The 26,966-nt window shown below is 60.4% G+C and carries 26 protein-coding genes, 1 tRNA gene and 1 other RNA gene; 13 read left to right on the top strand and 15 right to left on the bottom strand.

What is annotated here, in order from left to right:
* Nucleotides 1-46 precede the first annotated feature (46 nt).
* The 11 genes from I6L37_RS17360 to I6L37_RS17310 all read right to left on the bottom strand — a co-directional run bounded on the left by I6L37_RS17360 (nt 47) and on the right by I6L37_RS17310 (nt 8,683).
* Complete coding sequence (locus tag I6L37_RS17360) at nt 47-1,267, bottom strand: DUF1254 domain-containing protein (RefSeq protein WP_216992514.1); 1,221 nt, start codon at nt 1,265-1,267, stop codon at nt 47-49.
* 737 nt (nt 1,268-2,004) lie between these two features.
* Nucleotides 2,005-2,133, bottom strand: a non-coding RNA gene (locus I6L37_RS17355) — RtT sRNA.
* A gap of 204 nt (nt 2,134-2,337) precedes the next feature.
* Nucleotides 2,338-2,425, bottom strand: a tRNA-Ser gene (locus I6L37_RS17350).
* 177 nt (nt 2,426-2,602) lie between these two features.
* Nucleotides 2,603-3,220, bottom strand: coding sequence for a TPM domain-containing protein (locus I6L37_RS17345; protein WP_216992513.1), 618 nt, complete (start codon nt 3,218-3,220; stop codon nt 2,603-2,605).
* A gap of 21 nt (nt 3,221-3,241) precedes the next feature.
* A complete protein-coding gene (locus I6L37_RS17340; RefSeq protein WP_216992512.1) occupies nt 3,242-3,991 on the bottom strand; it encodes a YgcG family protein in 750 nt (249 codons plus the stop codon).
* Complete coding sequence (locus I6L37_RS17335) at nt 3,988-4,593, bottom strand: LemA family protein (protein ID WP_216994194.1); 606 nt, start codon at nt 4,591-4,593, stop codon at nt 3,988-3,990. Before I6L37_RS17335 ends, I6L37_RS17340 begins: the two co-directional genes overlap by 4 nt.
* A 78-nt stretch (nt 4,594-4,671) precedes the next feature.
* Complete coding sequence (mepA, locus tag I6L37_RS17330; protein ID WP_216992511.1) at nt 4,672-5,412, bottom strand: penicillin-insensitive murein endopeptidase; 741 nt, start codon at nt 5,410-5,412, stop codon at nt 4,672-4,674.
* On the bottom strand, nt 5,406-6,314 hold the full coding sequence (locus I6L37_RS17325) for an amino acid ABC transporter permease (RefSeq protein ID WP_216992510.1): 909 nt from the start codon (nt 6,312-6,314) through the stop codon (nt 5,406-5,408). Before I6L37_RS17325 ends, mepA begins: the two co-directional genes overlap by 7 nt.
* Nucleotides 6,287-7,111: a transporter substrate-binding domain-containing protein gene (locus tag I6L37_RS17320; RefSeq protein ID WP_216992509.1), complete on the bottom strand. Its 825-nt coding sequence runs from the start codon at nt 7,109-7,111 to the stop codon at nt 6,287-6,289. Before I6L37_RS17320 ends, I6L37_RS17325 begins: the two co-directional genes overlap by 28 nt.
* 2 nt (nt 7,112-7,113) lie before the next feature.
* The gene (locus I6L37_RS17315; RefSeq protein WP_216992508.1) at nt 7,114-7,911 is read right to left on the bottom strand and encodes an amino acid ABC transporter permease; all 798 of its coding nucleotides are present in this window, start codon (nt 7,909-7,911) and stop codon (nt 7,114-7,116) included.
* Nucleotides 7,904-8,683 carry an amino acid ABC transporter ATP-binding protein gene (locus I6L37_RS17310; RefSeq protein ID WP_254203502.1) on the bottom strand — a complete coding sequence of 260 codons (780 nt, stop codon included), beginning with the start codon at nt 8,681-8,683 and terminating at the stop codon, nt 7,904-7,906. The genes I6L37_RS17315 and I6L37_RS17310 overlap by 8 nt, the downstream gene beginning before the upstream one ends.
* A 97-nt stretch (nt 8,684-8,780) precedes the next feature.
* Here I6L37_RS17310 and I6L37_RS17305 point away from each other — a divergent pair, with 97 nt between their 5' ends.
* Together I6L37_RS17305 and I6L37_RS17300 are read left to right on the top strand one after the other, a co-directional pair.
* Nucleotides 8,781-9,323 carry a hypothetical protein gene (locus I6L37_RS17305; protein WP_026456733.1) on the top strand — a complete coding sequence of 181 codons (543 nt, stop codon included), beginning with the start codon at nt 8,781-8,783 and terminating at the stop codon, nt 9,321-9,323.
* A 216-nt stretch (nt 9,324-9,539) separates the two neighbouring features.
* Nucleotides 9,540-9,818, top strand: coding sequence for an RNA-binding protein (locus I6L37_RS17300; protein ID WP_026456734.1), 279 nt, complete (start codon nt 9,540-9,542; stop codon nt 9,816-9,818).
* A gap of 79 nt (nt 9,819-9,897) precedes the next feature.
* Here I6L37_RS17300 and I6L37_RS17295 read toward each other — a convergent pair whose 3' ends face one another.
* Complete coding sequence (locus tag I6L37_RS17295) at nt 9,898-10,797, bottom strand: aldo/keto reductase family oxidoreductase (RefSeq protein WP_216992506.1); 900 nt, start codon at nt 10,795-10,797, stop codon at nt 9,898-9,900.
* A gap of 126 nt (nt 10,798-10,923) precedes the next feature.
* Here I6L37_RS17295 and I6L37_RS17290 point away from each other — a divergent pair, with 126 nt between their 5' ends.
* From I6L37_RS17290 to ltaE, 3 genes are all read left to right on the top strand, one after another.
* On the top strand, nt 10,924-11,331 hold the full coding sequence (locus I6L37_RS17290; RefSeq protein ID WP_216992505.1) for a helix-turn-helix domain-containing protein: 408 nt from the start codon (nt 10,924-10,926) through the stop codon (nt 11,329-11,331).
* Nucleotides 11,332-11,418: 87 nt separating this feature from the next.
* A complete protein-coding gene (locus tag I6L37_RS17285; RefSeq protein ID WP_216992504.1) occupies nt 11,419-12,120 on the top strand; it encodes an SDR family oxidoreductase in 702 nt (233 codons plus the stop codon).
* Nucleotides 12,121-12,220: 100 nt separating this feature from the next.
* A complete protein-coding gene (ltaE, locus tag I6L37_RS17280; protein ID WP_216992503.1) occupies nt 12,221-13,237 on the top strand; it encodes a low-specificity L-threonine aldolase in 1,017 nt (338 codons plus the stop codon).
* A 66-nt stretch (nt 13,238-13,303) separates the two neighbouring features.
* Here the strand turns inward: ltaE and I6L37_RS17275 are convergent, their stop codons facing one another.
* Genes I6L37_RS17275 through I6L37_RS17265 form a run of 3 tightly spaced genes read right to left on the bottom strand, consistent with a single transcriptional unit; the run spans nt 13,304 to nt 15,756 of the window.
* A complete protein-coding gene (locus I6L37_RS17275) occupies nt 13,304-13,735 on the bottom strand; it encodes a PAS domain-containing protein (protein ID WP_042071613.1) in 432 nt (143 codons plus the stop codon).
* Nucleotides 13,736-13,743: 8 nt separating this feature from the next.
* On the bottom strand, nt 13,744-14,763 hold the full coding sequence (locus I6L37_RS17270; RefSeq protein WP_216992502.1) for a response regulator: 1,020 nt from the start codon (nt 14,761-14,763) through the stop codon (nt 13,744-13,746).
* Nucleotides 14,764-14,817: 54 nt separating this feature from the next.
* Nucleotides 14,818-15,756, bottom strand: coding sequence for a LysR family transcriptional regulator (locus tag I6L37_RS17265; RefSeq protein ID WP_042028948.1), 939 nt, complete (start codon nt 15,754-15,756; stop codon nt 14,818-14,820).
* An 840-nt stretch (nt 15,757-16,596) separates the two neighbouring features.
* On the opposite strand from I6L37_RS17265, the gene I6L37_RS17260 reads away from it, so the two are divergent.
* The 8 genes from I6L37_RS17260 (at nt 16,597) to I6L37_RS17225 (ending at nt 26,926) form a co-directional block, all read left to right on the top strand.
* On the top strand, nt 16,597-18,552 hold the full coding sequence (locus tag I6L37_RS17260) for a bifunctional diguanylate cyclase/phosphodiesterase (protein WP_042028946.1): 1,956 nt from the start codon (nt 16,597-16,599) through the stop codon (nt 18,550-18,552).
* 140 nt (nt 18,553-18,692) lie between these two features.
* Nucleotides 18,693-20,258, top strand: coding sequence for an AbgT family transporter (locus I6L37_RS17255; RefSeq protein ID WP_026457802.1), 1,566 nt, complete (start codon nt 18,693-18,695; stop codon nt 20,256-20,258).
* A gap of 72 nt (nt 20,259-20,330) precedes the next feature.
* Entirely contained in the window at nt 20,331-21,056 is a 726-nt protein-coding gene (gene nfsA / locus I6L37_RS17250; RefSeq protein ID WP_216992501.1) for an oxygen-insensitive NADPH nitroreductase, read from the top strand.
* A 178-nt stretch (nt 21,057-21,234) separates the two neighbouring features.
* A complete protein-coding gene (locus I6L37_RS17245) occupies nt 21,235-21,999 on the top strand; it encodes a hypothetical protein (protein WP_042028943.1) in 765 nt (254 codons plus the stop codon).
* Entirely contained in the window at nt 21,993-22,547 is a 555-nt protein-coding gene (locus I6L37_RS17240; protein ID WP_216992500.1) for a VOC family protein, read from the top strand. The genes I6L37_RS17245 and I6L37_RS17240 overlap by 7 nt, the downstream gene beginning before the upstream one ends.
* A 196-nt stretch (nt 22,548-22,743) precedes the next feature.
* Complete coding sequence (locus I6L37_RS17235; RefSeq protein WP_216992499.1) at nt 22,744-23,622, top strand: AraC family transcriptional regulator; 879 nt, start codon at nt 22,744-22,746, stop codon at nt 23,620-23,622.
* Between the two features lie 272 nt (nt 23,623-23,894).
* Complete coding sequence (locus tag I6L37_RS17230; RefSeq protein WP_216992498.1) at nt 23,895-26,030, top strand: TonB-dependent siderophore receptor; 2,136 nt, start codon at nt 23,895-23,897, stop codon at nt 26,028-26,030.
* A 104-nt stretch (nt 26,031-26,134) separates the two neighbouring features.
* Nucleotides 26,135-26,926, top strand: a complete 792-nt coding sequence (locus I6L37_RS17225) for a siderophore ferric iron reductase (protein WP_216992497.1) — start codon at nt 26,135-26,137, stop codon at nt 26,924-26,926.
* Nucleotides 26,927-26,966: the final 40 nt, after the last annotated feature.

Genomic DNA, 26,966 nt, shown 5'->3' with positions numbered 1-26,966 from the left:
CCGCACAAGGCGCGAGCGCCCCTTGTGCGGCCATCCTGATCACTGGTTACTTGACCACTTCCAGTGCAGGGAAGGGGTATTTCCCTTCACGCACGTCCTTGCTCGGGCCGTACATCCTCATGATGATGTAGGCGTCTTTCTCCGGGATAGGCAGCCAGTTGGGATTGTTGGCATCCCCCTTGGCGCTCAACTCTATGGTGTACATGCCATCGGCATCGGGTTTGAGGGTCCGGTCGCCACGGCTGTGACGGTTGATGGCATTGTGCGCCATCAACTTGTTGTCGGTGGCATAGACGGTGAAGGACCAGAACTGGCTCACGTCCGGCGCCTTGAAGCGCATGCGGTATTTCTTGCCGTTGGCACCGTTGATGTTCTGGCCGTCCGACCCTTTTACCGATTGCAGGTAGACGGACTCTTCCGGCGGCAGCCCCCACTGGCCGAGATAGGTGCCTTCGGCAAACAGGTCACGCTTGCCATTTTGCAACTCGGCGCGAGTGCCCAGCAGCTCGCCGGCGTTGGTCATCTTGGGCGCCAGCTCGGCCAGGTAAGCCATGCCGAGTTGCTCACCCGTCTTGGCCGCCGCCGTCTGCTCCTTGGTGAAATCCTGTTTGCAAGGAGCCAGTCCTATGGCCTTGTACTGATCCAGCCACTGTTTGTCGGCCGTGCCCATGTCCCCTTCGCACAGGACGAAGTTGACCCGCTGCAGCCAGTCGGTCTTGGCCGGATCAGGCCATTGATGCACCTTGGGTTTGGGGCCCGGCACGCCTAGGTATTGGGAGAGGGTGCGGATGTTCCACTGATCCATGTAGCCGAGCGCTACCTTCTCGTCTTCCTTGCCGGTCGCCATGATGCGACCCATCAGTTTGATCAGGTTGGAGTTGACGCGAATGACCTCGGTCACGCTGGCGGGCACTTCCCCCTGCCAGGTATTGGAGGCAAACATGAAGCGACCGCCTTTCTCACCGCGCAGACGGGAGCCGATCATGGAAGTGGTGTAGTGGCCCATGTCCATGGTGTGCAGGATCCAGTAACGGCCCTTGTCCATGTCGGGCACGCTGACGATCACCGGCTCGGCACTGACATCCAGCCACCCTTGCAGATGCAGGGTGTCGTTGTTGATGGTCGGGTGAGAGGTATAGGTGTCGTCTGCGATGTGACGAATATTCTGGAATCGATTGAGGGGCGTATCGGTTTTTACTGCGGTTTCATAAAAAAACTTGTATGCCTCGTCCATTGAGTAGGCATAAATAAAGGCATCCTTCGCCATCTCGTCACTTATTTTTGCGTAGGCCGGCAATGCAGTCATCGCACACAACGAAACAGCCAAAACTGTTTTTCTAATCATGATGCTCTCCGTGTTGTAAAAACTCAGCCATCAAGAATGCTGATTTATCCCATGTGACATGAAGTGAACCATCTCACGCAAACAGCATTACATGATTATGCTTGGGCGTCCATGCGTGAAATTCAACCACCACAGGCAAATGATAAATTAGTCATCATTTGTTCCTGTCATCAAGGGAGGCCGCCCGGAAAGGTGCTCGGCGTCATCATGCCGGGGCACACGATCAAACATCTGAAATGCTCATAGTTGCTGGTTGGAGGAGTCAGCCGCGCTGCTTCACCTGCATAGACATGCTTTACCAGACTGGCTGTTCAACTGCTGCGTGGGGTGTAGATACAATCAAATGAGGAAGAGGGTGATAATTATTTTCTGGGTGGCAATAAAACCCAAGCATTTCCTGACGATCTAATAGAGCTTATTAATATTGTCAGGCTATGGAGTAAGACGGTTTATTTAAATTTGAGTCGACACCCTGAATAAATCCTATTTTTATAGCCTTGTTGTGGTCATTTTATGGTTTGCAACATTTCTGCTCCCAGTTTAATTATCATCAACCTCTTTTGAGCCAATAACACTTATATATCGGTGGGTTTTGCGATCATCGGGGTTGTGTGACACCCGGAGCCTTGGACGGCAAGGCTGTGGCTGGAGTATGGCTGCCGGGGTGAGGGAGGGATGATTCGCCACTGCGTGGCTCACCCCTTCGGGGCGGCCTGCGGCCGTTCATCGCAACTCGCTGCTCTGCTCGAACCCGACGAGGGTTCTCACCTTCCCTCTCGAAAGTCAGGGGGAGATACGAAAAAGGGCCCACCATAGGTGGACTCTTTCGAATTTGACGCTGGGTCGGGATTGATTCACGCCATCCCTGGCGCTCGCCCTCTGACCGTCCAGGCGGGCTATCCTGCCCGCCTGTCGAACAGGGTTCGAACCAAGCTGCCCACCATCGGATAAAGCAAAAGGCCCCGTCTTGCGACGGGGCCTTTTGCTTTATTTGGCGGTGAGGGAGGGATTCGAACCCTCGATACGTTGCCGTATACACACTTTCCAGGCGTGCTCCTTCAGCCACTCGGACACCTCACCAAATTTTGGTCTGTTGTTTAACGTGTTCAGCCAACACTGTGTTCGTCGCGCCGTTGCGCTGGAACGGGGCGTAATGTAGGGGAAAGGGCTGCCTCGGTCAACCACTTTTCCCCTTATTTTTCATAATCTTTATCGAACGCTTAACCCTTGAGCAGAATGCCGTTTTTTTACACCGGCTCAGGGCTTGTCCAGGATGATCAGGCTGTCAGGCAGCTCGTTCTGATCCCGGGTGGCGGGGAAGGCATCGCTCAGGATGGCGCTGGTGCGCTCGATGCACTCCAGAAAGCCCTGCTCGATCTCCTTGTTGCGCACCCGTGTTACGAAGTCATCAATGATCTCCTGCCACTGGGCGTTGTCGATGTGCTGGGCGATGCCGTCATCCACCAGGATCTCCACGTAGTGCTCGGCGGCCGAGACGAAGATCAGCACGCCAAGCCGGTCGCGGGTGCGATGCAGCCCCTGTTCGACAAACTGCAGTCGCGCCATCAGGGCGGCCCGGTGCAGGCGCACCCGTTTGGGGATCAGCCGCATCTTGATGGGGGTCCAGTGAAACAGGAGGCTCAGCAGCAGCCAGACCGACCACTGTACCAGCAGGATCTCGTACCAGCCGAGCCAGAAGCCGAGCTGGAACACCAGCAGCGGGGTGAGCATGGCCAGCAGGGCCGCCCAGAGGGTGGGAATGTAGCGATATCCATCGCTGGCCGGGGCCAGCACGGTCACCAGTTCGGCGTCCGTCTCCTGTTCTGCCTGTCTGACCCTGGCCTGAAGCGTGTGATAAAACTGTTTGGAAATCATCTTGTCGTCTCTTAATCCCTGTTACCAACCACCGGAGGCGCCACCGCCACCAAAACTGCCACCGCCACCGCTGAAGCCACCGCCTCCGCCGCTAAAGCCTCCGCCGGAGCGACCGCCAAAGGAGCCGGCCCCCAGTCCCCCGGCCAGGTAGGCCGATCGGCGACGGCGGCCCGAGCCACCTCCGCCGCCCCCTCCGCGCAGGTTATGGATCACGATCATCGCAATCACCATCAGGATGAAGAGCCAGGGGCCCTGGGTCGCATCCTTTTTCTGTGCGTCGGCAGGCTGATATTCGCCAGCCAGGGCCTGCATGATGCCCTGGCTGCCCGCCATGATGCCGGCCACCATGTCGCCCCGCTTGAAGGCGGGCAGGATCCGGGTCTGGATGATGTTGGCGGCGATGGCATCGGGCAGGGCCCCTTCCAGGCCGTAACCCACTTCGATCCGCACCTTGCGCTCATCCTGGGCGATCAGCAGCAGGACTCCGTTGTCTTTTCCTTTCTGGCCGATGCCCCAGTGACGTCCCAGCTGGTAGCCGTACTCCTCGATAGTCTCTCCCTGCAAACTGTCGATGGAGACCACCACCAGCTGTACGCCGCTGCGTTTTTCAAACGCGGCCAGTTGCTGGGTCAGCTGGTGGGCCTGCTTGCGGGACATCAGGCTCGCCTCGTCCACCACCCGCCCGCTCAGGGGCGGAAAGTCGGGAGCCGCCTGTAGCGCTGTGGTCCAGAGCAGCAGGCAGGCCAGCAGGATGCGCAGCATCATGGTCATTGGAAGCTCACCTTGGGCGCCTCATCGGCACCTGGCTTGGCGCTGAAGCTGGGTTTGGCTTCCAGATCCGAGTAGAGCAGCTTGTGCCAGATCACCCCGGGGAAGGTGCGGATCTCGGTGTTGAACTGGCGCACCGCCTCTATGTAGTCGCGGCGGGCCACCGAGATGCGGTTTTCGGTGCCTTCCAGTTGGGCCTGCAGGGTGAGGAACTGCTGATCCGCCTTGAGATCGGGATAACGCTCGACCACCACCATCAGGCGGGAGAGGGCGCTGGAGAGCTGGTTTTGCGCCGCCTCGAACTCCTTGAGCTGGGCCGGATCGCTCACCTGCAGGCTGCCGACCCGGGCACGGGCGTCGGTGACCGCCTTGAGGGTCTCCTGCTCGTGGGTGGCATACCCCTTGACGGTGGCCACCAGGTTGGGGACCAGATCGGCGCGGCGCTGGTACTTGTTCTCCACCTGTCCCCAGCTCGCCTTGACCTGCTCATCCAGAGTCGGAATGGTATTCATGCCGCAACCGGTCAGACCCAGCAGCAGGGTCAGGGTCAGCAGGGATCGGGTGGCCCTGCGCCAGAGAGATAGGTTCATCTTGTTGTTCTCCATTGAAATGGCTGGCAAATATCGGTTCACCATAACAGCTTGGGGTCGGCGGCGACAATCCGCGACGACACGCTGTGGTGACTATCCGCGACTGCAGCGGGCGGGCAAGACCGGCATCTTGTTGATGCCCGATACCCTGGGCAGCTGCGGCTTGTCCTTGAGCCAGGAGGCGAGCTCCTCCCCGCAGCCATTGCCGGGGGGAATGGGGGGCTGGGGCTGGCAATCCGGGCTGGCGGCAGGGCAGCGCAGGCGCACATGGAAATGGCTGAAATGGCCCACCCAGGGGCGCAGCTTGGCCACCCAGGGCTCGTGACCCGCCTGCTCACAGACGGCCGATTTGATCACCGGGTTGACGAAGATGCGTGCCACCTCGGGTTTACTGGCGGCCAGGCGCAGCAGGGTCAGCTGCTGCGGGCCAAAGCGCCCCGGCAGCATCTTGTAACTGGGCTCGTCGATGAGCGCCCACTCCCTGGGGGCATCCTGCTCCCACTTGCTGATGGGGCGGTTGGCCATGCGAAACCAGATATCGGCATCGAGGCCGGTCTGGTGGCTGCGATGGCCCGAGGTGAAGGGGCCGCCATGGGCCATCGCCAGATCGGCGATATAGAGATCCGGCAGGCCGGCCATGCGGCTCTGGTTGGCCAGCGTCTGCAGGTAATGAATAAGGTCGGGGTGGCCGTAGTAGCGCAGCCGCTTGGTACGGATCACCTGATAACCAGGCCCCTCCAGTGGCAGGGCCATGCCGTTTTTCAGGCAGCCGGCGGCATAACCGCCGATTGCCTCGGCGTGCAGGGCGGTAGCCAGTAACAGGGACGTCAGCATCTGTGTGCTCCTTGTCTTGCTTCGAGTCGGCTGAGGAGTGCGAACAGACTCAAACATATCAATAAATAGGCCGCTGCTACCAGCAGCCAGATCTCGTAAACCAGTCCGCTCGAGTTGGCCATCTCGGTGCCGACAAAGGTGAGCTCCTGCACCGAGATGAGGGAGACGATGGCGGTATCCTTCACCAGGGCGATGAGCTGGCCGGTGAGGGGCGGCAGCATCAGCAGCAGAGCCTGGGGCAGGATCACCCGGCGCAGCCGCACCCAGGGGGAGAGACCAAGGCTCTGCGCCGCCTCCCATTGCCCTGCGGGCACGGCAGCGAGGCCGGCCCGTACTATCTCGGCGACGAAGGCGGCGCTGATCATCCCGACGCACAGGGTGCCGGAGATGAGGTTCTCCCAGCGTGCCGGCGGGCCGAACAGCGCCTCCTGCCAGGGCGAGATGGCCGCGCTGCCGAGCCAGCGTGAGAGGCCGCTTGCCGGCAATAGCTGGTTGGCGATGAAAAAGTAAAAGATGAAGATAAACACCAGCGGCGGCAGGTTGCGGACAAGCTGGACAAACAGGGTGGCCGGCAGCACCAGCCAGGGGCGGCGGCTGAAGGTGGCCAGCCCGAGAGTGGTGCCGAGCAGCAGCGCCAGCAGCATGCCAAACAGGGCGATGCGCAAGGTGGTGAGCAGGCCGCTGAAAAAATAGGGCAGCTCACCGTGCGGGCCGCGGGTGAACAGCAGCTCGAAGGCCTGATGCCAGTGCCACTGATAGGCTACCCCGATATGGACGCGGCTGGCGAGCCAGGCCGCCGTCAGCAGCAAGAGCACGACAATCGCCCCATCCAGCCAGCCGACGTGGCGAATGGCCCCTCTTATCTTCGTCATCATCAGGGGTTGGCGACCTGCGCTTTCCATGCCAGCGACTTGAACCAGTAGTCATGACGCGCTTTGAGCCAGCCATCGGCCTGGCGGGCGTCGATCCACTCGTTGAACTGCTCGGCCAGGGCCCCGTCCTCTTTACGCAGGGCAAAGCCTTCGTTCCCCTGCGCCAGCGGGGTGGCGAAGGGCATGAAGAGGGCATCGGGGTGGCGCAGTGCCTCCTGCTCCGGTTTGGGGGAGGAGGAGAGAGCGCCGTGGGCGCGGCCGTTCAGCACCTCCTGAAACACCTGGGACTCGTCATCGAACTGACGCAGGGTTGCCTTGGGAAAGTTGACCTTGGCCACCTGTACCGGCGAGGCACCACGGCGCACCGCCAGGATCACCCCGCGCTGGTTGAAGTCGGCCAGGGTTTTCTTCTCGCTTGCCATGGATGTCGAGGCGGCCAGCTGAACGCCGGAGTGGGAGTAAGGGTGGGTGAAACGTACGCTCTTCTCCCGCTCGGGGGTGATGGTGAGGCCGCCGATGATGACGTCATATTTTTTCGCCAGCAGGGAGGGGATGATGCCATCCCAGGCGGTGGGGACGAACTCCACCTGCCAGCCGTTGTCGGTGGCGAGGCGACGGGCCACGTCAATCTCGAAACCGATCAGGGCTCCCTGTTTGTCCCGCATCGCCCAGGGGGCGAAGGTGGACATGCCGACCCTCAGGCTGCCGCTTTGCTCGATCTGGGCCTGGGTGGCGGAGGGCTGGGTGTCGGCCTGGGCGGGGGCAAACAGAGTGGTGGTCAGCAGCAGGGCTGCGCCCGACAGGGCGGTTTTGATGAATGATGTCATGGTTAACGTCCTTGTTGGTCCGGAGCAAGATGACGGGCCAGGGCCCGCGAACAGGCTGACAGGGTCAGCGTCAACAGCAGGTAGAGGGCGGCCACGGTAAACCACACCTCGAAGGTGAGAAAGGTGTCGGCCACCAGGGTGCGTCCCTCGTTGGTAAGGTCGAAGATGGCGATGACGCTCACCAGGGCCGAGTGCTTGATGAGCGACACCAGCTCGTTGGTCAGCGGCGGCAATATGATGGTCATGAGCTGTGGCAGGATCACTTTGCGCAGGGTCACGGCTCTGGGCAGGCCGAGGGCGTGCGCGGCCTCCCATTGTCCCCTGGGTATGGCCAGCACGCCTGCTCGCAACACTTCGGCGGTAAAGGCGCCCTGATAGAGAGAGAGGCTCAGCACGGCGCAGGCCAGTGGCGCCAGCCCCAGCATGGGGCCCAGCAGGAAGTAGAGAATATAGAGTTGCACCAATTGCGGCGTGGTGCGCACCAGCGCGAGATAGGCGAGGGCGAGCCAGGGGCCCAGACGGGAGGGGAGCAGGCGCAGGCTCGCCACGCAGAGACCGACGACCAGGGTACCCACCAGGCTGAGCAGGGCTACCTGCAGGGTGACCAGCAGACCATTTAGCAGCGGGCCGGCATAGAATTCTCCCTCATCCCACTCCCCGAGAAACGGCAACACCCGCGGCCATTGCCACTCATACCCCATCTGGCGGGCACCGCTGTAGAGGGCCCTGCCAAGCAGCAGGAGCAGGGCCAGGGTGCCGAGCAGCCAGCCGAGCGGGGAGAGGCGGCGCGCGCTAGCCATGGTAGCTGAGCACCTGTTCGAGAAAGGCCCGGGTGCGCGGGTGGGAGGGAGCACCAAAGAGCTGCGCCGGCGGGGCAGACTCGATGATCCGGCCCTCGTCCATGAAGAGCACCCGATCCGCTACCTGGCGGGCAAAGCCCATCTCGTGGGTGACGCAAACCAGCGTCATCCCCTCGTCCGCCAGCTCGCGGATCACGTCCAGCACCTCGCGGATCATCTCGGGGTCGAGGGCCGAAGTGGGTTCGTCAAACAGCATCAGCTCGGGCTGCATGCAAAGGGAGCGGGCGATGGCTACCCGTTGCTGCTGGCCGCCCGAGAGCTGGTGGGGATACTTGTCGGCCTGGGCCTGGATGCGCACCCGCTCCAGCAGCGTCAGGGCCCGCGCCTTGGCATCCGCCGGGCGCAGCCCCAGGGTGTGCACCGGCGCCACCATCAGGTTTTCCAGCACCGTCATGTGGGGAAAGAGGTTGAACTGCTGGAACACCATGCCGACCCGTCCTTGCAGCCGGCGCAGATAGGCGGGGGTAACGGGCTCGCCAAACAGGAACAGCTGGCCGCCGTCGATCTTCTCCAGGCCGTTGATGGTACGGATCAGGGTGGATTTTCCAGAGCCCGACGGGCCGCAGATCACCCACTTCTCACCCCGCTCTATGGTGAGATCGATCTGGTGGAGGGCCTGAAAATCGCCGTAGCGTTTGTTGACGCCACAAAAACGGACGCAAGGGGGCGTGCTGGTCAATGAATCGGTTCCATTGAGAGTCGTTGATGCCATGGTATTGATTTTGTGGGGACATGACAAAGAAAACCCCCTTGTCAGCGCCCTGATGGCTGTTCACAATGGCGCCATTTTTCGATGGCAGGAGTCTCTCATGCGTATTACATCCTTGCTGGCCTCGCCGGGGCTACACCTCTTGATGCCGCCGGTGGCCCGTTATCGCCTCGTTATCCTGTTGCTGTGGCTGGTGAGCTGGGGCGTGGTGGCAGCCTCTGTGTGGTATGGCCGGGAGGCCATGGCCCTGATCCACTGGGTGGGGCTGATCTTTGGCGGCATCACGGGCCTCATGGTGTCGCTGCCCCGTAGCTGGCAGCCCTGGCGCATGGCGGAGCTGGGCTGGGACGACGCTCATCTCTATCTGCTCAATGGCCCGAAGGACAAGGCGCTGGCACTGCCTCGCGATCGGCTGGTGGCCTTCGAGCGGGAGCGCAGGGTCGGCCATGATGGCCAGTGGCTCGACTTCAGCTTGGATCTGCAGTTGAGCGAGCAGGAGCTGGCCGAGGCCATGGCGCTGCTGGATCTCAGGCAGGAGTCGCTCCATCTGGTGAGCCCAGGTGTCTACCGTTTCGGGTTCAAACGCGCATGGCACGGCCGGCGCGCTTTGGCCCGACAACTGGCGACGCTGCAGCCGGGCTGAATCGACTATTTTCTCGACAATCCCGGACAAAGCTCGGATACTGCCAGTGACTCGAATTGATCTTGTCTGCATGTTCGCCCAAGAGATCAATCACTTGGGCCACTGTGCGGGGAAGGCCATGGCATGAAGCCCTGGCAGGTCCGGCATAGGGGTTGTGCCCTTACCGTTATGCCGGGAATTGCATAGAGAAGGCACCTTGAATCGAGAGTGGATGGCATGAAGATTTACGTAGGTAATCTGTCGTACCGGATGACGGCCGACGAACTGAAGACCCTGTTCAGCCAGTTTGGGCAGGTCGACAAGGTTGATATCATCATCGACCGCGATACCGGCCAGTCAAAGGGGTTTGGCTTTATTGAAATGCCGGTCAACGGAGAGGCCGAGAAGGCCATCGCCGACCTGCACGGCACTGAAGTCGCTGGCCGTACCATCACAGTCAACCAGGCCAAGCCGAAGACAGATGCCCCCCGTCGGCCGCAGCAACGCCATCGCTAAGGTGTTTCAATAACGCAAAACGGCATGGGATCTCCCATGCCGTTTTTGTTTCTGCGCTAGTTGGCGGCGGTCTGCCGACTCAGGGCACGTCGTAGCCCAGCGCCGCCTTGCGAATGCGGAACCACTGCTGGCGATTGAGGGTGATGGACTCCGAGGCCACGGCGGCGGCAATCCGTTCCCGCTTGCCGGAGCCTATCAGCGGCAACGGCTGGCTGGGCAGCATCATCACCCAGGCGTAGACCACCTGCTCGATGGTCTGGGCGCCCACCTCCTGGCGGATCTGCTCGAGCTCGCCGCGCAGACCCTCGCAGGCCGGATCGCTGAACAGTCGGCCGCCACCGAGGCAGGACCAGGCCATCGGCTTGATCCCGAGCTGCTGGCATTGATCCAGAGAGCCATCCAGCGTTCCCTCCTGATGGAGCGGCGAGATCTCCAGCTGGTTGGTGACCAGCGGGAAGGGCAGACGGGATTGCAGCAGCTCGAACTGGCGGGCGGTGAAGTTGGAGACCCCGGCATGCTTGATCTTGCCCGCCTGCGTGAGGGTGATAAAGGCATCCGCCACTTCGTCTGCGTTCATCAGGGGATCAGGGCGGTGGATCAGCAGCAGATCCAGATGGTCGGTGCCGAGCTTTTGCAGCGAGGCCTCGGCGCTGGCGATGATGTGCCCCTTGCTGGTGTTGTAATGATTGAGAGCGTGCTCAGGGTTGGCAGTGAGGGCGATGCCGCACTTGCTGACGATTTCCATCCGCTCGCGCAAGGAAGGCTCAAGGCGCAAGGCCTCGCCGAAGGCCGCCTCGCACTGGTAGCCGCCGTAGATGTCGGCGTGGTCGATGGTGCTCACCCCCAGATCCAGATGGTATTTCATCAGATCGAGCAGGGCGGTGGGGGAGAGCTGCCACTCCATCAGGCGCCAGTAACCCATGATGAGGCGTGAGAAAGTGGGGCCTTGCGGATGCAGGGCAACGCGGGATACAGACATGCATGACTCCTTGGCAAAACAGGAAGTAAAAAAGGGGCTGCCGGCATCTTGGCCTGATGAGAGGGACAAAGCAATAATGGCGCCAGGCAAGATTCGAACTTTGGTTCTGACAGGGGGATAGCTCAGGTGGAAGGGTTTGCCGAACGGTTGCAGAGTCTGATCGGGGAGATGAGCGTGAGCGCCTTTGCCCGCAAGGTGGGGTTGAGCGAGGCGCTGATCCGCAAATACCTGAAAGGGGCCGAGCCCGGGCTGGCACGGGCCAACCAGATAGCGATGGGGGCCAACTGTTCGCTGGAGTGGCTGGCCACCGGGTGCGGCTACCTCTACCGTCAGGCGGAGGTGGTGGACAGGGAAGCCTTGGGGGCGGCGCAGCTGCTGCTCAAGGAGCAGCGCAGCGGGCTGACTTTGCCCGACGAGGAAGCGCTGGTGACCCTGCTCGCCTACTACCAGTTTTTACGTACCCATAAAAAGGCGGACGGTTATCTCGATCTGGCGCTGGCGCGGGAGTTTGGCCGCCATCTGGGGGAGGCCTGACGGCGCGCGTATTACCATTTAGTCGGGTCACCACGGTCTGATTATTCTGATACGCTCTAAGCAAGTGAACGGTCCAGGGAACGGGCAATGAGTTACTTGATCCTCGGGAGTGGTGCGCTGGGCTCTGCGCTGGCAAGAGAGCTGATGAACAGGGGGGAATCCTTTCTGCTGGCGGGTCGCAGCTGCCCGGCCGGGATCGACCCCGGGGCCTGCTTCCCCATGCTGGAAGTGGACGAGCTTTCGTTCAGCGCCCTCTTTACCCTCTACGACACCGAGCCGCTCCCCCGGGTGGTCATCAACACCATTGGCTTGCTGCATGGTCTCGATTTCATGCCGGAGCAGCGGGTGGAGCAGGTTCATCCCAAATGGCTGTGTGACAGCCTGCTGGCCAATGCCTGGCCGACCCTGGCCCTGGCAGCCCATTTTAGCCGCCTGATGAGCCCGCAACATCCATTGTGGCTCTGCGCCATCTCCGATATCGCAGGCTCCATCGGTGCCAACGAACAGGGGGAGCGCTATAGCTACCGGATGAGCAAGGCGGCCCTCGACATGGGGGTGAAGAACCTGGCACTGGAGTGGGCAAGACGCTTCCCGCAGGCCGGGGTGATCGCCGTGGCCCCCGGCCTGATGGACTCCCCGATGAACAACCCCTTCCTGGACGAGCTGCCAGACACATCGCTGCAAGCCCCTGCCGAGGTGGCGGGCAAATTGCTGGATCTTATCGATAAACTTGCGTTGAGCCAGTCCGGCCAGCTGATCGATCTCGATGGACAGCCGCTACCCTGGTAGCGGGGCGGCAGACCTCCATGCGCTTCACAATATGATCATGTCACCCTTGCCAAGGAGGGGTGGCATGGCTACCGTCATCCCTCTGCCTAGGAGGGATCTCATGCGCTATATCGATTTACGAAGTGATACGGTTACCCAGCCCACCGACGCCATGCGCCAGGTCATGCTTCATGCCGACGTTGGCGATGATGTCTATGGTGAGGATCCGAGCGTCAATGCACTGGAGGCCTATGGTGCCCGTTTGCTGGGCAAGCAGGCGGCGCTGTTTGTGCCCTCTGGCACCATGTCCAACCTGCTGGCGGTGATGAGCCACTGCCAGCGCGGCGAAGGGGCCATCTTGGGGAGCGCAGCCCATATCTATCGTTACGAGGCTCAGGGGAGCGCCGTGCTGGGGTCGGTCGCGTTGCAACCTCTGCCCATGCAGCCGGATGGTACCCTGGCGCTGGCGGATATCGAGGGGGCGCTGGCACCCGACGATGCCCATTTTGTCCAGACCCGGCTCATCTGTCTCGAAAATACCCACAATGGCAAGGTCTTGCCGCTTTCCTATTTGCAGCAGATGGGCGCCTTTGTCGCCGAGCGGGGATTGAAGCTCCATCTGGACGGAGCCCGCCTGTTCAATGCCGCCATCGCCAGCGAGACCCAGGTCGACACGCTGGCCGCGCCGTTTGACAGCATTTCGATCTGCCTCTCCAAGGGGCTGGGGGCGCCGGTGGGCTCCTTGCTGGTCGGAGAGCAGGCGTTTATCGCCCGCGCCAGACGGCTGCGCAAGATGCTGGGGGGCGGCATGCGCCAGGCCGGGATCCTGGCTCAGGCCGGGCTGTTCGCCCTGGAGCAGCATGTGCACCGGCTGGCTGATGATCACCGCCGTGCCCGTCGTCTGGCCGAAGGGCTGGCCGCCTTGCCCGGTATCGAGCTGGATCTTGCCCAGGTGCAGAGCAACATGGTGTTCCTGCGCCTCAAAAACGGGGAGTCTCAGGCGCTCCTTGCCTTTATGAAGGAGCGTGGGATCCTCTTCTCCGGCTACGGTGAGCTGCGGTTGGTGACCCATCTGCAGATCAATGATGACGATATCGAAGAGGTGATCGACGCCTCTACCGAATATCTGGGGGCGTGAAAAGCATGGATAAACAATCAGGGCGCCGCGGCGCCCTGATTGTTTTGTATGTCGATTGAGGTGGCATCAGCCCTGGCGCTGCCCTGTCATCAGCATGGCTTCGTCGGTGGCGTCGTAGATCATCACGGCGATATGGGTCACCTGGCCGCCAAAATCCGCCAGCGGCACCAGGGTCAGGTTCTGGAACATATGGGGGGCCGAGCCCGTGATGGGGCGGTAGTTGGAGAAGCGCAGCAGATAGGGCTTCTGCTCCCAGGTGCTGAAGGCCCGGTTGTTGAGCTTGAACACCATGTTGGCCTTGCGCTCGAACCAGGCTCTGTCCACATCGGGGAAGAGGTCGAACAACACGCCATCGCGCACCTCACCCGCCAACCGGCCGCTGTGGCTCTCCATGAAGCCGTTCCACACCTGTACCTTGTACTCCTTGTCGAGCACTACCAGGCCGACGTCCAGGTTCTGGACTATGTTCATCAGCCAATGAAATTCACGGATCTCCATAGTCACTCCTAGAGCATGTGCATGATTTTGTTGTTCATGGTGGCGATGGAATCTTCGGTAAACAGCAGCAGCAGATCACACTGCACCGCGTAGTCCTGGATCCGGTAGTTGATCTCGATGGCCAGGGTTCGGCGCCAGCGGCTCTTGTTGGTGTTGATGAGCTCGTTGATGGGTCTGTGCTGGCCGAGTACCACGGGGTGGCCCTGGCTGAAGGGGGTATCGAGCTGGCTGGCGTAACCGCGTAAAAAGGCGCCGATCAGCACGTTGGCGGTGTCCATCAGCAGCTCCAGCTCGGCGGTGCGATCCAGCACCCCCTGGTGATTCATCAGGCGCGCCAGATCCTTGAAGCTGGAGTCGTGGAACAGGAGCAGGGCTTCACCTGCGATCCCGGCCCCGATAAAGCCCTGGCAGACGGCGGAGAGAGTATCCGAATCGGCTGCGGCCGAGAGGGCCATGTGCAGCTCGGAGACCTCCAGCACGTTGACGTTGGGAATGGGCAGCACCACGAAGGCGTTGAGCAGCCGGGCCAGCAGATCGGCGGCCTGGCCCATGGATACGTTGGCGAGCTCCTGATAGACGTCGCGGATCTCCGGGGTGATCTTGACGCCGGCATCGGCCAGCTCGCTCTCGGGCTGTGTTGCTGCGACGGGCTGACCGCTGGGGGCGCTATGCCAGAAGCCATGTTGCTTGAGCAGGGCGCACAGGGTTTCCGGCGAGGCGGGCTTTTTGATGAAATCGAGGGCACCCAGCCCCATGACCTTCTGGTAGGCTTCGGGCTGGATATCGCCGGAGACCACGATCACCTTGCTGCGAAGCCGCTCCCGTTGAAGGGTCTCCAGCACGCCATAGCCATCCATCTCCGGCATGGTGAGATCGAGGAAGATGAGATCTCCATGTCCCATCAACACCTGCTCTATCCCTTCAAGACCGTTGGCGGCGTAGTGCAGGTTGACGTTCCAGTCGGCGGGGAGTGCCCGCGCCAGCTGTTTGCGGGCAAACCCCGAGTCATCACATATCAATACATTCATGGTGCGTGGCAGGCTCTGTTGGCAAGTATTGCTATTAGTGTTGCCCGCTAACGCTCAGATGCAATGGGGGAGGGCATTTGCCTGTGAAAATTGATTGTCCCACTGCCGGTTGCGATAGCGTGCCGAGTATTTTTCAACAAATTCTGCAAACATGTTAACACGTAGCGGGGCGAACTGATGTTGGCAGTGCAGCATGTAGAGGGGCCGGTTGCCGGTTTGCCAGTCGGGCAGTACCGGCACCAGCTGCTCATCGTGGAGAAAACTGGCCACGTAGTGCAGTGGAGCATTGACGATCCCAAGATGCCGTCTGGCCGCCCTGACGGCTGCCTGGGTCTGGTTGACCGTCAACCTGGCCGGACGCTTGATGCAAACGTGCTGGCCATCCTTGTCGGTCAACTGCCAATGCTGGTGGGGCCAGCAGTAGATGAGATCGTGCTCTTCAAGCTGGTTGGGATGGGCGGGGGTGCCCTTCTTGGCCAGATAGAGGGGGGAGGCAAACAGGCCGTACTCGATATGACCGAGGCAGAGGGCGTTGGGCAAGGATTGGGGCAGTTCCCCGTTGAAGAACACCAGATCCCGATCGTTGTCGAACAGGTGCTGGTGATCATTGGTCTGGGTGATCTCGAACTGCACCTCGGGGTAACGCAGCCCGAATTCGGCCAGCATGTCGACCAGTATGGTATTGGAGATGGCCACGGGGGCCGCTACCCGGATCTGGCCGGTGATCTCCTCCTCCTTGCCCTGGATCTCGCTGGTGGCCTGCTCGATCTGGGCGAGGGGAGTGCACAGGCGCTCATAGTACCTGAGCCCTTCGTCAGTGAGGCGAAGCTTGCGGGTTGAGCGATGGAGCAGGGGGTAACCAAGGTGCTCCTCCAGTTGGGAGATGCGTCGACTGATGGTGCCTGTTGGCATGTCCAGTGCGGCTGCCGCGTGGGAAAATCCCCCTTCTTGCACCACCTTGACGAACAGGTAGAACTCTTCGATGTGTTTCATAAACGCTGTTCTGGGTGTAACAAGGGGGTCACCATAAAAAGAGCCTTTGCCCTTGGCAAGCGCAATTCAGCGTTTAATTGATCTGGGTTCTATTTCTGCTGAAACCTCTTTTATAACAGTGCTGCACCCGCATGCGGACTTGTTCGAGACAATTTTATCCACTCGTTTAACCGGGACAGCGAGGAGGTGTCTGGTTTCAACGTCGCTGGTATTCGCACCTGCACGGGATCTTGATGGCACTCAACACCGTGAGCATTTGTTCTAAGGTGATGGATTTATGAACGCCCTATATGTGATGGTGATCATATATTTCAAGTTTGGCTGGTAACTGGTCGCAAAGTAGCAGAGTGGTATATCAGAAACTGCTTAAGGAACGGATATTAACCGTATTGCCGTTTTTTTTGCCGCTTTGTCCAGCCAATTGGTTAATTAATGGAAAGTTGGCAGCATAAATTGACAGGAAATTTTTGAATTCAACAGTTTGTCAATCGAAAATATCCTGAAAAAAGTACCAAATTGTTTCAAACAGTGTCAGCTGGCTCACTCTTAGTGGTTGTTTTTGCTGATAAAAAAAGATAAAAATCGATATTGCAATTAACCTGTAATAACTAGGTTCTTGGCTGAGTCCTATTGTCGTTTCAGCATATCGCCATCCGTTGCCGATATCTGAAATGGTATTTTCTGCTCGAGGCCATCTTGATCAAATGTGGGCACAAATTATGTGCAGCCGGCATTCGACAGATGGCAGTGTGCGTTGTCTGTTGTTCGGTTAACCAGTGATCATCCAGTATGAATGACCTTGACCAGATGAATACCCTTGACGAACGGTTACTGAAAACGATGGATGTTCTGCATACCCCCATCTGGGTCTATGACATCGAGCATCACCATATTTTCTGGGCCAACAACGCCGCGCTGCCGGTCTGGGAAGCAACTTCCCTGGATGAGCTTCGCGCTCGCGATTTTTCTGCCGACATGGCTACCGCCATCGACCTCCTGTTGCAGCGCTACCTGGGGGATTTCAAACAGGGGCGCAGCTACAACGAGTGGTGGACCCTCTCTCCCAAGGGGGTCAAAAAGCAGATCTATCTGCGTCTTTCCGGTATCCGGCTGGCGGGTCGTCTGATGATGATGACCGAGGCGGTACTGGACTCCGATTCCCTCTATCAGGAATCTTCCCTCGCGACCGGGGATACGCTGGCCTGCCTGTTTGACAGCCAGGGCAGCTTCGAGAGCGGCAACTATCACTTCGAGATGTGCTTTGGCCGCAGCATCGAACAGCTTGCCCAGATCTTTCCCGGCAACGATGACAGCTTTTACCAGAAGCTCTCCCGCCTCGATGAAGTGGTCACGGAAGGGGAGTGCCGCACCCTCAAGGGGATGCGCTGGTTCCAGTTTCAATTCCGCTATATCCAGCAGGGAGCGCGGATCCTGCTCACCATGCGGGATATTACCGACCGCAAGCTTGAGGAGCTGGAACATCGCCACCTGGCCTGGCATGACTCCCTGACCGGCCTGCTCAATCGCTATGGGCTGATGAAGTCCCTGGAGGCCTACTGCGGGCTGGGGGAGCGTTTCGCGCTGGTGTTCATGGATCTGGACAACTTCAAGCTGGTCAACGACAACTATGGCCACAAGGCCGGCGATCGCTTGCTGGAACGGGTGGCGGGCAGGCTCAGGCAGATCTGCCCGCGGGATGTGGAGCTGGCCCGTCTCGGCGGGGACGAGTTTACCGCGCTGGTGCCTCTGGGCGGTCAGGCCGATCGGGCCCAGGAGGTAGCCGATCTGATGCTCTCCCAGATGACAAGGCCCCTGCAGCTCAACGGTTTGCCCGAGGTGACCATAGGGGGGAGCATCGGCATCGCCATCTATCCGGATGATGCCGACGATGGCGACAATCTCATCACCCGGGCCGACATGGCCATGTATCAGGCCAAGCAGATGGGGCGGCTGCGCTGGCAGCGCTTTACTCCCAGCATGCAGCAGACCCTGCAACGCAAGCTCAATCTCAAGCAGTTTCTGGCCAAGGCCATCGGCCGCCAGGAGCTGAGCCTCAGTTACCAGCCTCAGGTCGATGTGGCGAAAGGTCGTCTGACCGGTTATGAGGCGCTGCTGCGCTGGCACAGCCCGGTACTGGGCCATGTCTCTCCCATTGAGTTCATCCCCCTGGCCGAGGAGATGGGGCTGATCCGCGAGATTGGCAGCTGGGTGCTCACCACGGCGCTGGCACAGATGGCATCTTGGCAGCGACAATTCCACAAGCGGGTGCCTGTCTCGGTCAATCTTTCGGGTTTCCAGCTCTCCGCCGCCTTGCCGGAACAGGTGGCCCAGCAGCTCGCACTGCACGGGGTCGAGCCTTCGCTATTGACGCTGGAGCTGACGGAGACGGTACTGATGCTCGACATGAAAGGATGCCTCGACATCCTGGATGCCTTGAGCGAGCAGGGGATCAAGATCGCCATCGATGACTTTGGCACAGGCTACTCGTCCCTTGCCTACCTGAACCGGCTTCCCATCGACACCATCAAGCTGGATCGCTCCTTTGTGGTGGGCCTCAATTTGCCGGTGATCCGGGCCACCACCGCCATGGCCACCAGCCTGGGACTGGGGATCATGGCCGAAGGGGTGGAAGAGCCGCACGAACTGGCAGCCTTGAAGGCACAGGGGTGTCATGCCTTCCAGGGCTATCTGTTCAGCAAGCCCCAGACGGTGGCCGAAGTGGAAGCGAGCGACTTCACGGTTGAGTGTCAAATGGGAAGCTACCCACTGGTGGGAATTGCCTCGTTGATTGATTAATGTGCTGTGAATCGTGTTTTTGCAGTTTATAATGTTAAGTTTTTCGCAATTTAGTGCACTTTTTTGCTGTGCGTCATAGGACTTTTTAGCAGAGATTGCTAGCATGCGGCCTCATTTCATGGGAAAGGAGTACCGCAATAATGAGTCAAGCCGAAGTCCATGCCAGTCCGGGCAATCAATCCAACGGCTGGTTGAACCGCTTCCTGAATGGTGTCGAGAAAGCCGGGAACAAATTACCCGACCCCGCCATGCTGTTTCTTTATGCCCTGCTGATCGTCTGGGTCGGCTCCTGGGTGTTGTCGCAATTCCAGTTTGATCTGGTCAATCCCCGCACCGGCGAAGCCGTGGTCGTCAACAACCTGCTGACCGGTGCCGGCCTTGCCGAGTTCCTCTCCAGCATGGTCACCACCTTCACCGGGTTTGCCCCCCTTGGCATCGTGCTGGTCGCCATGCTGGGGGTCGGGGTTGCCGAGCAATCCGGCTTCATCAATACCGGCCTGAAAAAACTGCTGAAAGTGACACCGGCCCGTTTCCTGACCCCCATGCTGATCCTGGTGGCCATCGTCAGCCATACCGCTGCTGATGCGGGTTATGTGCTGGTGATCCCTATCGGCGGCATCATTTTCCACGCTGCCGGTCGTCATCCGCTGGCGGGGATTGCGGCGGCGTTTGCCGGCGTGTCCGGTGGCTTTGCTGCCAACTTCCTGCCCTCCGGTGGTGACGCCCTGCTGCAGGGGTTCACCCAGTCAGCCGCCCAGCTGCTTGACCCCGAGTACATGGTCAACACCCTGTGCAACATCATCTTTACCGGGGCCTCCTCCCTGCTGATCATCTGTGTCGGCTGGTTTGTCACCGAGAAGATCGTGGAGCCGCGCCTCAAGCATGTGCCCCTCAACGACGATCTGGAGAGTGCCGACGAGATGGGACGCTACAGTGCGCAAGAGAGCCGCGCCTTCAACTGGGCCGGATTTGCCATGTTGGCGGCCATCGCGCTGCTGGCCCTGGCGCTCTCGCCGGCGGATTCCCCCCTGCGTGCCGCAGACGGCTCGCTGACCACCTTCGCCGCCCCCGTGATGAAGTCCATCGTGCCGCTCATCTTCTTGCTGTTCATCCTGCCCGGTATCGTCTACGGCTTCGTGGCCGGTACCTTCAAGAGCGGCAAGGATGTGATCGATGCCATGTCGGCCACCATGAACAAGATGGGCTCCTACATGGTGATGGCCTTCTTCTGTGCGCTCTTCATCAAGGCGTTTGGTGATTCCAACCTGGGCACCCTGCTGGCCCTCTCCGGTGCCGAAGTGCTGCACGCTCTGGCGCTGCCGGGTGAAGTGACCATCGTCGGGATGATCCTGCTTACTGCCACCGTCAACCTGGTGGTGGGCTCGGCTTCCGCCAAATGGGCGCTGATCAGCCCGATCCTGGTGCCCATGCTGATGGCTGTCGGGATCTCCCCCGAGCTGACTCAGGCGGCGTACCGGGTGGGGGATTCAGCCTCCAACATCATCACACCCCTGATGGTCTTCTTCCCGCTGGTGGTTGTCTATTGCCAGCGCTATGTGAAGAGCACAGGTATCGGGACCCTGGTCTCCATGATGCTGCCATACTCGCTGGCCTTCCTGGTGAGCTGGACCATCTTCCTGCTGGTCTACTGGGCGCTGGGCTTCCCTCTCGGGTTGCAGGCCCCCTATGTCTATCCGGCCCCTTGATGGGGTGAGTGCGAGGGAGCCTTGGGCTCCCTCGTTTTTTTGGTTATGGTGTTACCTCATTTTGGAGGTGCCATGAATCCGACCATCGATCTCATCCTGTCCCATCGTTCCATTCGCCAGTTCAGCGCCGAGCCGATAGTGCCCGAGCAGCTGGATGCCATCCTCGCCGCCGCGCAATCAGCCGCCAGCTCGAGTTTTCTGCAGGTGACCAGCATTATCCGGGTGACAGAGCCGCAGGCGCGCACCCGGTTGGTTGAGCTTGCCGGCAACCAGCCTTATGTGGCCCAGGCCGCCGAGTTTCTGGTGTTCTGCGCCGACTACTATCGCCATACCCAGATCGTGCCCGATGCCAGAACCGGCTACGCGGAGCAGTTGCTCATCGGTGCCATCGACGGTGCCCTGATGGCGCAAAATGCCCTGCTGGCTGCCCAGTCCCTGGGCTTGGGCGGTGTCTATATCGGCGGTATTCGCAACCATCCGGTCGAGGTGAGCGAACTCCTGGGGTTGCCTCATCAGGTGATCCCGCTGTTTGGTCTCTGTCTGGGCCATCCTGCCCAGCAGCCGGAGCAGAAGCCCCGTTTGCCAAAGGCGCTGGTGGTGCATCAGGATCGCTACCAACAGACGCTGGATCGCGATTTGCTGGCACAATACGACGAGCAGATCCTGGCCTACTACCAGGCGCGCAGCAGCAATAACAAGCAGCAGACCTGGAGCAGCCAGATCCGCGCCATTCTGGGCAAGGAGTCCCGCCCCTTCATGCTGGGGTTCCTGCAATCCCGGGGCTTTAATCTCAAGTAATCATCCCGCTGGGCGATACTAAGGGGGTGGCCATGTCGGCCAGCCCCCAGATCCTGCCCTGAGACCGGGGACACAGCTTGATGACAAATCGTGGACACGGGGGTTCTGCAGGCTACCTTAAGTAGGTAAGCTGTTGTAGGATCACGCAATTGGATTGGGACAGGGGTTTGGACATCCTATGATTATCACTTTGGTATTGCTGTCTATTGGCGCGCTCCTGTTTTTGGTCATCGCCTATAACGTGGTGCAGCAATATAAGCAGAAGGCGGAGGCCGACAAGCGCCACGCCGTTGCCAGACACAAGACGGTGGCCGACGAGACCGAAGAGGTGCTGCTCAACGTCAATCTGGTGCCTTTCTCCAAAAACATGGTGCTGCTGCTGCAACACCGCATTCTCGACGCCTATCGCGCCATTGCCCTGTTGATGCCCAATACCCAGGTCAAGCAGCGGATTGCCGATGTGCAGACCCAGATCAAGAACGTGCAGGAGAATTACAGCAGTCAGGATGAAGGGCACTTCAAGACACCGGAGTCGGATCGCCAGGCGATCCAGATGCTGCAACTGGTCAAGAAGATGCGCGCCCTGCTGCGGGTCGAACACAACAAGGGCAAGATAGATCCGCAAGGATTTGCCCAGGAAGATCGCCGCCTCGAACTGATGCAGCTCAAGATCAATATCTCCAACCTGGTCAAGCGGGCGATGGATGCCCAGATCCAGGGTCAGTACGGCACCTGTCGCCAGCTCTATACCAAGGGGCTGTCCGTGATGGCGGGGGTGAGCGACAAGGATCCTTATCTGCTGGCGCGGGAAGAGGATATGCGTCAGGGGCTCATGGCTCTGGATGAGCTGCAGCAGCAAAACAGTGCCCAGGATCTGCAAAACATCAAGGACAGGGAGACCGACGAGCTCGATGTCCTGTTCCAACCCAAGAAGAAATGGTAACCATGTCTCACCCACTCGATTCCACACTGGGGCCAATGGCCCCATTTGTTTCTCAGCTTTTGACCGAACTGGCCGCCCTTGGCGTCAACATGACAGCTCCCCATATCGATCACCTCTGTTACCGTGCCGCCAATTTGTCCGAATACCAGTCTCTGTGCGAGGTACTGGCAGGAGCGGGGGAGTTGCTGGTGGAGGGGATGATTGGTGGGCGCCCCATCGCGACCTATCGCTTGCACCAGCCTGTCAAGGTAGGGGACGTCGAAGTGCCTTGCATCGAGCTGGCAGCCCCCAAACCGGGGCGTAGCCACCAGGCGGGGCTTGAACATATCGAACTGGTAGTGTCTTCGCTGGCGGCTTTGGTGGCGCAGTATCCGACCCTGCCGTTCAAGACCGGCAATATGATGGATGAGCGCAACCCGGACATAGGCCTGATGCTGCCGTCGGGGCAGATCAAATTCCACCTGCGCTCCCTGGCCGAAGTGATCGCCGAAGAGGTGGCCACCGGCGCCGTGGTGCTCGTTCCCGCCGATTATTTCTCCCGTGCGTAATTAGCCTTACCCCGTGGAATCGTGAGCAAGATTGCCAGCCGGGCAGAGCGCTGCACTTTTTACGGCTGGCAAGCGAATACCATCTATCCCGATGGGGTGGGTGCCTTGTGGCATACCTTGTGCCACACTGGCGCCCTGCCGGGAGTCCCCCGTAAATGACCCTCATGCTGCCATCACGGAGTGAGTTTCCAGCATCATGTCCTCGCCACACCCCGTCCCGTACCACTTCACCCGAATTGAACGGGTGCTCGACTACATCCACTCCCATCTGGATGAACCCTTGTCGCTGGAACAGCTGGCGGAACAGAGCTGCTGGTCGCGCTGGCAACTGCAGCGGATGTTTTTGCACGAAACCGGGCTGACGGTGGCCAGCTATGTGCGCGAGCTAAAGTTGAGCCTGGCGGCGGAGGCGCTGCTGTCGGGGCGGCAACGAGTGCTGGATCTGGCGCTTTGCTACGGTTTTGGCTCCGAGGTGAGTTTTAGCCGCGCCTTCAAGCAGCAGTTTGGCTGCTCACCGCTGGCCTATCGCAAGCGGGGACTGAGACTGGGGCTGCGTACCCCGCTGGTGAGGGCAGCGATGGCGGTTGCAAGTCCCCCCAAGCTGGTGCAGTTGCGAATAGAGAGCAAACCTGGTTTCACCCTGCATGGGATCAGGGGGCAGATCAGCGGTCTGTTTGCCGAGGCGCCCGATTTTCAGCAGACGGTGCCCGCCATCTGGCGGGCCTTGCGAGATACCGGTGCGCTGGAGAGGGCAAGGGAGCTGATCGGTGTCGTGGATGTCTCGGCGGCGGGCGTCATTTTGCCCTACTGGGCTTGTGTGGCAGAGGAGGAGGGGAGTGAATCTGCGCCGGGACTCACAGATCTGGCGATCCCGCCCCAGACCTATGCGGTACTCACCCACGTGGGCCCCATCAGCCAGCTGGGAGAGAGTCTCAACTGGTTTATTCTGCACTGGCTGCCATCTTCCAGTTATCGCGGGTTGGACGGGTTCGAGCTGGAGCGCTATGGCGTCGGGTTCGACGGCCAGCAGCCGGATGCCAGCATGGAGTACTGGTTGCCCATCTCACCGCGCTGATCACAAAGTACTCGAGGAGGCTGTCTGGGAGCGAGCCGCCGTCCTGGTGGGTACTGATCATCTGTCCATTGCCCCCTGCCTGACTAGATAGTCATTTGAATTCAAAGCCATTTTCACTCGACACGAAGGGTTTTCGGTTGAGGCTTTTTTGTCTGTTTTTCACCGCCTTGCCTGCCAACATGCCCCAAATTGTTAATTTCGGGACCAATTAGCGCAATAAAATGCAAATGAGATTTGTTACTATTAACGCGCATTAGGCAGTCGAGGATCAGATGCAATTTGTTCGCCCTACATTGACCGTGGTCGCCGCGACCATTTCCACCCTGTTGACCGGTTCCGTGCTGGCCGCCCCTGCCCAGCGTTCGCAGGAGACGCAGGCCGATGAGACCCTGACCGTGCTCGGTCAGACTTATCGCAACACAGCGACCAAGACCCGGCTCGACCCTATCGAGACGCCCCAGGCTATCTCGGTGGTGGACGGTGAGACGCTGGAACAGCGAGGTGCCAGTTCGGTGAGCGAGGCGCTGCGCTATGTGCCAGGCGTCAACACCGAGCTGCGCGGCGGCGCCGTCAACCGGCTGGATCTGTTCAACATCCGCGGCTTTGACAACTACCAGAATTTCTACGACGGCCTGCTGCTGCAGTACAACGAGTGGAACCTGCAACCCCAGATAGATCCGGTGGCCATCGAGCAGCTGGAGGTGTTCAAGGGGCCGACCTCGGTGCTTTATGGCAGTATGCCCCCCGGCGGCATGGTCAACCTTATCGCCAAGCACCCCCAGCGCGAGGCAAGCCATAGCGTGAACGTCGCCACAGGCACGGGCAATCTCAAGGAGATGAGCCTCGACAGCACGGGGGCCATCAGCGAGACCCTCGCCTACCGCATGGTAGGGCTGGCTCGTCAGAAAGAGGGGCAGGCAGTCACTTCACAGGAGGAGCGCTACGTCTTTGCGCCATCGCTGGATTGGCAGCTGGGCGAGCGCACCCTGCTCAACCTGAATCTCTACTACCAGCGGGACCCGGCGGCGGGCATCTACACGACGGTACCGGCCAGCGGCTCGGTCAAGGCCAATCCCCTGGGCCAGCTTGGCAGTGACACCTTCCTGGGGGACGAGCAGTGGAACCACTACAGTCGGGAGGTGACCCTGCTGGGCTACAAGCTGAGCCACGACTTCAACGATCGCTGGCAACTGCTGCAAAATGCCCGCTATATGGATGCCTCGGCCGATCAGCGCAACACCTACAACGGGGCGCTGGAGACGGATCACCGCACCCTGACCCGCAACGTCTATCTGACGGATGAAGACTCCCGCGGCTTTGTCATCGACAACCAGCTGGCGGGCAGGGTACAAACCGGCGCCGCCCAGCACAACCTGCTGCTCGGGGTCGACTACCAGTATCTGGATGCCCATGTGCTTTACCGGGATACCCTGGACTATTCGGCGCCCGCCATTGACATCTTCGCCCCGAACCACAACCAGCTGGTCTCGGTGCAGCCAACGTTCAACTATCAGGACAAGAAGGTGATCCGCCAGCACCAGAGCGGTCTCTATCTGCAGGATCAGCTGCGCCTCGATCGACTGGTAGTGATTGGCGGTGCGCGCTACGACAGCTACCGGATGGATACCGACAGCCACGCCCTCTATCAGGGGGCGGCGAGCCATACCCTGGCCACCGTGGATCAGAACAATCTCTCTTTGCGCCTCGGCGCCCTGTACGAGCTGGACGGCGGTTTCTCCCCCTATGCGAGCTATGCCGAGAGTTTCGAGCCGGTATCGGGGGCGGACAAGCATGGCAAGGCGTTTGAGCCGGCCACCGGCCAGCAGTGGGAGGGGGGCGTCAAGTACCTCTCCGATGACATGAGCAAGACGGCGACCGTCTCGGTGTTCCACATCACCAAGCAGCACGCGCTGGTGACGGATCCGGACAACCTCTACGGCCCCATGCTGCAGACCGGGGAGATGGTCTCCCGCGGCGTCGAGCTGGAGGGGAGGGTCGATCTCACCAGCCAGCTTGATCTGGCGCTCAATTACACTCGCCTCGATATGGAGATCACCCGCGATACCACGAGCCTGCAGGGCAAAACGCCGGTCTGGGTGCCCGAGCAGACCGCCTCCTTGTGGAGCAACTATCGCTTCGAGCGGGGTCTGTGGCTGGGGGCCGGCTTGCGTTATGTGGGCAAGGCCCAGCTCGATGCCGACAACAGCGGCACAGTGCCTGATTACCTGCTGATGGACATGAGTGCTTCTTATGATCTGGCGCACCTCAGCCAGCGTTTCAAGGGGGTGGAAGCCTCCCTCGTCGCCAGCAATCTGTTCGACAAGACATACTACTCCTGCTACGACCGGAACAACTGCTGGTTCGGGGCCGAGCGCAACCTGGAGGCTCGACTCAAATACGCATTCTGACCCTGCGCCCCGGAGATCGTCCGGGGCTTGCCAGCGCACCCTCTTATGCTCCATCAGCCCCGCGTTATCCGACCGGGGCTGATGGGGGGCGCACTGTGCTCGCCATGCCTACTCTGGAAGCACTGCGGGGAGCGCCTCGGGATGAGATAGCGGCGGAGCATCGGGCCCTGTTTGCGGCCGCCGCCAAGCTTATCCCGTCGCTGACGGGACGCATTCGGGAGGCGGAGGGGAGCGCTCTGCTGACGTCATCCTCGCCGATGGCGCCTGCCCGGGTGGCGGCCGAGCTTCACGCCTACTGGCAACAGGTACATCCGGAGGCGGGGCCAGCTTACTGGCTGACCCGCAGCTGGAGCATGCTCAGCTGGCAGTCCATCTATCTGGCCATGGTGGCCGTCTATCGCCAGGGGGCCGTGCCTGCGCTGGATAAGCTGGAACTGGACTATCGGGAGGGACTGGTCAGTGGCATGACCCTGCCGGTGGCGCCCATGATCAAGGGGGAGACAGAGACCCTGATCGAGGCTGCGGGCACACGGTTGCAGGTGCACTGGCAGGCACTGCTTGCGCTGCTGGGCGGAGTACAACGGTTGCGGCCCGGTTTCGTGCGCCCGCTCCTGGCCGATGATCTGCTGGCGGCACTGGTGCGGGTGCCGGACTTTTTTGCCGAGGTGAGCCGCGAGACGGTGGCGGCCCACGCACCGCTCTGGCTCGCCGCCTGCGCCCTGCCGGATAGCCATCTGGCGGGGTGGCGTCCGGCCTCGTTACCGCAGAATGATGCGTCCCCCGGCTATGTGCGTCAGCGTTGCTGCCTGCACTACAAGCGCCGCGATGGCGCGCTCTGCGGCAACTGCCCGCGGCGCCAGGAGAGCAAGAAGACAGGGGAGCCGGCCGAGCCATAGCCATCGATGCTTGGCTCGCCTTGCCTCTGGCAAACACCTG

Origin of the sequence: Aeromonas sp. FDAARGOS 1407 (genome assembly GCF_019048725.1) — a bacterium.
GTDB lineage: Bacteria > Pseudomonadota > Gammaproteobacteria > Enterobacterales > Aeromonadaceae > Aeromonas > Aeromonas enteropelogenes.
Note: the sequence above shows the minus strand (reverse complement) of the source record. Positions and strands in the feature narration are given on the sequence as shown.

Bases quoted from the DNA above. Each gene is read 5' to 3' on its own strand.
- I6L37_RS17315 (WP_216992508.1), bottom strand. From the start codon at position 7,911: ATGGCTAGCGCGCGCCGCCTCTCCCCGCTCGGCTGGCTGCTCGGCACC.
- I6L37_RS17345 (WP_216992513.1), bottom strand. From the start codon at position 3,220: ATGATTTCCAAACAGTTTTATCACACGCTTCAGGCCAGGGTCAGACAG.
- I6L37_RS17265 (WP_042028948.1), bottom strand. From the start codon at position 15,756: ATGAAACACATCGAAGAGTTCTACCTGTTCGTCAAGGTGGTGCAAGAA.
- I6L37_RS17320 (WP_216992509.1), bottom strand. From the start codon at position 7,111: ATGACATCATTCATCAAAACCGCCCTGTCGGGCGCAGCCCTGCTGCTG.
- I6L37_RS17285 (WP_216992504.1), top strand. From the start codon at position 11,419: ATGAGTTACTTGATCCTCGGGAGTGGTGCGCTGGGCTCTGCGCTGGCA.
- I6L37_RS17235 (WP_216992499.1), top strand. From the start codon at position 22,744: ATGTCCTCGCCACACCCCGTCCCGTACCACTTCACCCGAATTGAACGG.
- I6L37_RS17295 (WP_216992506.1), bottom strand. From the start codon at position 10,797: ATGTCTGTATCCCGCGTTGCCCTGCATCCGCAAGGCCCCACTTTCTCA.
- I6L37_RS17255 (WP_026457802.1), top strand. From the start codon at position 18,693: ATGAGTCAAGCCGAAGTCCATGCCAGTCCGGGCAATCAATCCAACGGC.
- I6L37_RS17325 (WP_216992510.1), bottom strand. From the start codon at position 6,314: ATGGAAAGCGCAGGTCGCCAACCCCTGATGATGACGAAGATAAGAGGG.
- I6L37_RS17230 (WP_216992498.1), top strand. From the start codon at position 23,895: ATGCAATTTGTTCGCCCTACATTGACCGTGGTCGCCGCGACCATTTCC.
- I6L37_RS17245 (WP_042028943.1), top strand. From the start codon at position 21,235: ATGATTATCACTTTGGTATTGCTGTCTATTGGCGCGCTCCTGTTTTTG.
- I6L37_RS17225 (WP_216992497.1), top strand. From the start codon at position 26,135: ATGCCTACTCTGGAAGCACTGCGGGGAGCGCCTCGGGATGAGATAGCG.
- I6L37_RS17260 (WP_042028946.1), top strand. From the start codon at position 16,597: ATGGATGTTCTGCATACCCCCATCTGGGTCTATGACATCGAGCATCAC.
- I6L37_RS17270 (WP_216992502.1), bottom strand. From the start codon at position 14,763: ATGAATGTATTGATATGTGATGACTCGGGGTTTGCCCGCAAACAGCTG.
- I6L37_RS17360 (WP_216992514.1), bottom strand. From the start codon at position 1,267: ATGGCGAAGGATGCCTTTATTTATGCCTACTCAATGGACGAGGCATAC.
- I6L37_RS17240 (WP_216992500.1), top strand. From the start codon at position 21,993: ATGGTAACCATGTCTCACCCACTCGATTCCACACTGGGGCCAATGGCC.
- I6L37_RS17275 (WP_042071613.1), bottom strand. From the start codon at position 13,735: ATGGAGATCCGTGAATTTCATTGGCTGATGAACATAGTCCAGAACCTG.
- I6L37_RS17340 (WP_216992512.1), bottom strand. From the start codon at position 3,991: ATGACCATGATGCTGCGCATCCTGCTGGCCTGCCTGCTGCTCTGGACC.
- I6L37_RS17300 (WP_026456734.1), top strand. From the start codon at position 9,540: ATGAAGATTTACGTAGGTAATCTGTCGTACCGGATGACGGCCGACGAA.
- nfsA (WP_216992501.1), top strand. From the start codon at position 20,331: ATGAATCCGACCATCGATCTCATCCTGTCCCATCGTTCCATTCGCCAG.
- I6L37_RS17335 (WP_216994194.1), bottom strand. From the start codon at position 4,593: ATGGAGAACAACAAGATGAACCTATCTCTCTGGCGCAGGGCCACCCGA.
- I6L37_RS17310 (WP_254203502.1), bottom strand. From the start codon at position 8,683: ATGGCATCAACGACTCTCAATGGAACCGATTCATTGACCAGCACGCCC.
- ltaE (WP_216992503.1), top strand. From the start codon at position 12,221: ATGCGCTATATCGATTTACGAAGTGATACGGTTACCCAGCCCACCGAC.
- mepA (WP_216992511.1), bottom strand. From the start codon at position 5,412: ATGCTGACGTCCCTGTTACTGGCTACCGCCCTGCACGCCGAGGCAATC.
- I6L37_RS17305 (WP_026456733.1), top strand. From the start codon at position 8,781: ATGCGTATTACATCCTTGCTGGCCTCGCCGGGGCTACACCTCTTGATG.